Source organism: Nocardioides sp. (assembly GCF_025964975.1).
Classification (GTDB): Bacteria; Actinomycetota; Actinomycetes; order Propionibacteriales; family Nocardioidaceae; genus Nocardioides.
In genome coordinates, this window is record NZ_JAOPXV010000231.1 from 1 (window position 1) to 4,318 (window position 4,318).

Consider the following 4,318-nt stretch of genomic DNA (forward strand, 5'->3'; position numbering starts at 1 on the left):
AAGACCGACCTCACCAACGCCGCACTGCTCAGCACCCCACCACCACCACCGAGCCCACCACACCCGCTACCTCACCCCACCGCCTCCCCCACGGCGACTACCGCTTCCACCGACGAACCTAGGCCGACGAAAGCCCCACGCACGCGCCCACCGATGCCTCAGTGCCGCCCCGCTGGGCGTGGAGGTAGTCCTGCGAGTCATGCAGGACTACGGTCGAGGCATGCCATACGAATACAGGGTCGTCGAGGTCCGCGAGAAGATGATCGGCGGCAAGATGTCGGGCGAGAAGCTGGAGGCCCTGCTCAACGAGCACGGACGAGAGGGCTGGAAGCTGAAGGCGATCACTGCCGCCGAGGTCAAGGGCAGGGTGGGCCCGGGCGGCGTCGATGGACTGCTCGTCACCTTCGAGCGGTCCAGCTGAATCTCCCCTGCTGACGCTCGCGCACCGGGCCGTTGCTGGGTGCGGCCCTCAGCGCTCGAGCAGCGCGATGAAGCGCTGCAGGTCCTCGGGCGGGGCGGAGCCGTAGACGAGCACCGTCTGGTCGGCGTACTCGATGGAATATCCGGTGTCGCCACCTTCGTCGGTCCAGGTATGCCAGGTGTCGCCCACGGCACTGTCGAGGGAGAGCGGGTCGCCCTCGACCGCGTCCTCGTCGACATTGACCTCGACGAGGTCGTCCACGGGTCGGCCCTCCTGGCGCAGGCCGACGAACTTCCCGTCGTCCGTCAGGACGCCCATCCCCCACTCCGGCGGATCGGTCTGGGTCAGGTCGATCGCCGTGGCCCTCCATCCCTCCGGCAGCGTGGCGGGGGCGACCACGTCGAAGCCCGCACCACGCGCGGCCTCGGCCGAGGCGGCGAAGTCGACCGGCTCGCGTACGACCTCGACGTCGGCGCGACTGAGGGACCGTACGGTCCAGAAGACGCCGACCGCCAGGAGCGTCACCACCAGCGCTCCGATCAGACCGCTGGTCGAGCGCTGGTAGCGCGCTGGCTTCTCACTCACCCGCCCATTCTCACAGGCGCCGCACCATCGGGGCGGGGCCGGTCGACCCCATCGACGTCGTTGTGGGGCCACAATGGCGCCGTGACGTCCTACCGCGTGGCCGAGGCGGCCGAGATCCTCGGCGTGAGCGACGACACCGTACGGCGCTGGGTGGAGGCCGGCCGGCTGCCGGCGTCCGGCAACCCGGCCGTCATCGTCGGGGCGGACCTGGCCGTGCTGGCCGAGTCGCTGGTCGACGAACCCGACCGCGAGCGCAGCCGGGCGAGCTCGGTCAGCGCGCGCAACCGCCTGCCCGGGATCGTCACGCGGGTCAAGAAGGACACGGTGATGGCGCAGGTCGAGATGGTCTGTGGCCGAAGCCGGATGGTGTCGCTGATGAGTGCCGACGCTGCTGACGAGCTCGGCCTCGCCCCCGGCGTGCGGGCGGTCGCTTCGGTGAAGTCGACCAACGTGGTGATCGAGACCGTCTGACCGCATCTGCGGACGATTTCCGTCGATGGTGACGCACATACGGCAGTATGGGTCCATGAGCCTCTCCCGAACTGCGGTGGGTCCCGTCATGCTCGCGTCGGTGCTGACGCTCACGTCCACCCTGGCGGCGTGCGGGGCCGATGGCGCGGAGGACGGCGACAGCCAGCTCGTCGTGCTTGCCGCGGCATCCCTGACGGACGTCTTCGAGGAGTTGGCAGACGAGTTCGAGAGCCAGCACGCCGACACCGAGGTGTCCTTCTCGTTCGGGTCGAGCACCGACCTCGCCGAGCAGGTGGCCGACGGTGCGCCCGGCGACGTACTGGCAACTGCCGACGAGGCCTCCGTGCAGCTCGCCGAGGATGCCGGCGCGGCCGGCGAGGTCACCGCCTTCGCCACCAATGTGCTCACGATCGTCACCCGACCCGACAACCCGAGCCAGATCGAGACCCTGGACGACCTCGACGGCACGACCTGGGTCCGCTGCACGGATGAGGCGCCGTGCGGCAAGGTGGCTGCGGCGGTCCTGGCCGACAACGACATCACCGCGGAGCCAGCCAGCTTGGAGGAGGACGTTCGCGCCACCCTCGACAAGGTCGTCTCCGGCGAGGCCGACGCGGGGCTCGTCTACGCCACCGACGCAGTGGCTGCCGGCGATGACGTGGTGGCGATCGAGATCCCGGGCGCCGAGTCCGCGCTGACGACCTACTTCGCGACCACCCTCGAGCAGTCCGACGAGCCCGATCTCGCCCAGGACTGGGCGGACTTCGTCACCTCCGAGGACGGTCTGGCGATCCTCGAGCGGGCCGGGTTCGGCAACCCGTGAGGCAGCCCGTCAGCCGGCCCCGAAGCCGTCCCGGGAGTCGGCCGTGGCGATCCACACCGTCGGGTGCCGTCCTCGGCCGCCCGCCACTCCTGCTGCTCGTCCCCGCCGGTCTGGGCGTCCTGCTCCTCGTCCTGCCCCTGGTCGCGATGATCGCGGCGCTCGACTGGCGGACGCTGCCCAGCCAGCTCACCTCACCCGCTTTGCAGAGCGCGCTCTGGCTGAGCGCGTGGACCTCGACCGCTGCGATGGTGGCATGCCTGGTCCTGGGGCTGCCGCTGGCGTGGGTGCTGGCTCGGGCCGACTTCCGCGGCCGCAAGCTCGTGCGGGTGCTGGTGACCGTGCCGATGGTGCTGCCCCCTGTCGTAGCCGGCGTTGCCCTGCGGACGGCCTTCGGTCGTACCGGTTTCCTGGGCGAGCCGCTGCTGGCCGTGACCGGCTTCGCGTTTCCCTTCACCGCCTGGGGCGTCGTGCTGGCACACGTCTTCGTCTCCCTGCCCTTCGTGGTGCTGGCGATCGAAGGTGCGCTCCGCTCGGCCGATCCGGAGTACGACGCCGCCGCGGCCACGCTCGGCGCTTCCCGATGGACGACCTTCCGTCGGGTCACCATCGCGTTGGCATGGCCCGGGATCGCCGCCGGGATGGTCCTGGGCTGGGCCCGGTCCCTCGGGGAGTTCGGGGCCACCATCACCTTCAACGGCAACTATCCCGGCACCACCCAGACCATGCCGACCCTGATCTACTCCACCCGCCAGAGCGACCAGGATGCGGCTCTCGCGATGAGCTTCGTGATGCTCGTCGTCTCCGTCGCAGTGCTGCTGCTCCTGCGCGACCGTTGGTCGGGGACGCCATGACCAGCGAGCCGACCACCGAGCCGTCAGGAGGCTTGCGTGTCGACCTGAGCGTCCCTGGGCGTACGCACGTCGAGCTCACCGCCGACGTGGGGTCGGTGGTGGCGGTGATCGGCCCGAACGGGGCGGGCAAGTCCTCCTTCATCCGTGCCCTGGCCGGTCTCATCACGGCTCACGGGACCGCCGTGCTGGACGGCACCGACCTCCTGCAGCTGCCGGCGCGAGACCGGGAGGTGGGCATGGTCTTCCAGGGCCAGCTGCTCTTCCCGCACCTGAGTGCCCTCGACAACGTCGCCTTCGGTCCGCGTTCCCGAGGCCGGACGCGCCGGGAGGCTGACCGGCGTGCCCAGGACCTCCTGGACGCCTTCGGCGTCGGACACCTGAGCCACCGCCGCCCCGGCGAGCTGTCGGGTGGTGAGGCCCAGCGCGTGGCCATCGCTCGGGCGCTCGCCACGCGACCTCGGCTGCTGCTGCTCGACGAGCCCTTCGCCGGCCTGGACGTCACGGTGGCGATGGGGCTGAGGGTCGAGCTGGCCAACCACCTGGCAACCTATGACGGCATCGCCATCCTGATCACGCACGAGGCGATCGACGCGCTCACCCTGGCCGACCAGGTGCTGGTGCTCGACCAGGGGCGCGTCGCCCAGCGCGGTTCGCCCCAAGAGGTGGCCGCCCGGCCGGCCACTGACCACGTGGCGCGCCTGGTCGGTGTGAACCTGCTCCGCGACCGGACCGATGACGGCGAGGAGCTCACGACCTTCTCGCCCCGCGACGTGACCGTGAGCCTGGTCAGACCCGCGGGTTCCGCCCGTCTCCAGTGGCAGGGACCGGTCGCCAGCGCCCAGCAGCACGGCGATGCCGTACGCCTGTTGATCGACACCGACCCGCCGCTCTTGGCCGACGTCACGCCGCAGGCCACCGCCGAGCTCGGGCTCGCTCCGGGCCGTGAGGTCTGGCTCTCGGTCAAGGCCACCGCCGTGAGCCGCTACAGCACGGTGACCCACGACCGCTAGCATGCGGCCCATGAGCCCGTCCCAGCAGCAGCCCGACCGTAACCTCGCCCTCGAGCTCGTGCGAGTGACCGAGGCCGCCGCCATGGCAGCCGGCCGCTGGGTCGGTCGAGGCGACAAGAACGACGCCGACGGCGTGGCCGTCAACGCCATGCGCGTG

7 protein-coding genes are annotated in these 4,318 nt (G+C 70.8%); 6 read left to right on the forward strand and 1 reads right to left on the reverse strand.

The window, feature by feature from the left end; translation table 11 throughout:
- Positions 1-220: 220 nt before the first annotated feature.
- Entirely contained in the window at positions 221-421 is a 201-nt protein-coding gene (locus JWN68_RS18675) for a DUF4177 domain-containing protein (RefSeq protein ID WP_297741786.1), read from the forward strand.
- 48 nt (positions 422-469) lie between these two features.
- On the opposite strand, the gene JWN68_RS18680 is transcribed toward JWN68_RS18675, so the two are convergent.
- A complete protein-coding gene (locus tag JWN68_RS18680) occupies positions 470-1,006 on the reverse strand; it encodes a DUF4245 family protein (protein WP_297741788.1) in 537 nt (178 codons plus the stop codon).
- 81 nt (positions 1,007-1,087) lie between these two features.
- On the opposite strand from JWN68_RS18680, the gene JWN68_RS18685 reads away from it, so the two are divergent.
- The 5 genes from JWN68_RS18685 to JWN68_RS18705 all read left to right on the forward strand — a co-directional run.
- Positions 1,088-1,477 (forward strand): TOBE domain-containing protein, encoded by a 390-nt coding sequence (locus tag JWN68_RS18685; RefSeq protein ID WP_297741790.1) that lies wholly within the window; start codon positions 1,088-1,090, stop codon positions 1,475-1,477.
- 55 nt (positions 1,478-1,532) lie between these two features.
- Complete coding sequence (modA, locus tag JWN68_RS18690) at positions 1,533-2,300, forward strand: molybdate ABC transporter substrate-binding protein (protein WP_297741792.1); 768 nt, start codon at positions 1,533-1,535, stop codon at positions 2,298-2,300.
- A complete protein-coding gene (locus tag JWN68_RS18695) occupies positions 2,297-3,151 on the forward strand; it encodes an ABC transporter permease (protein ID WP_297741794.1) in 855 nt (284 codons plus the stop codon). Before modA ends, JWN68_RS18695 begins: the two co-directional genes overlap by 4 nt.
- Positions 3,148-4,161: an ABC transporter ATP-binding protein gene (locus JWN68_RS18700; RefSeq protein WP_297741796.1), complete on the forward strand. Its 1,014-nt coding sequence runs from the start codon at positions 3,148-3,150 to the stop codon at positions 4,159-4,161. The genes JWN68_RS18695 and JWN68_RS18700 overlap by 4 nt, the downstream gene beginning before the upstream one ends.
- Before the next feature lie 10 nt (positions 4,162-4,171).
- Positions 4,172-4,318 (forward strand): fructose-bisphosphatase class II (locus JWN68_RS18705; RefSeq protein ID WP_366519843.1); only part of this gene is annotated, 147 nt, incomplete at its 3' end.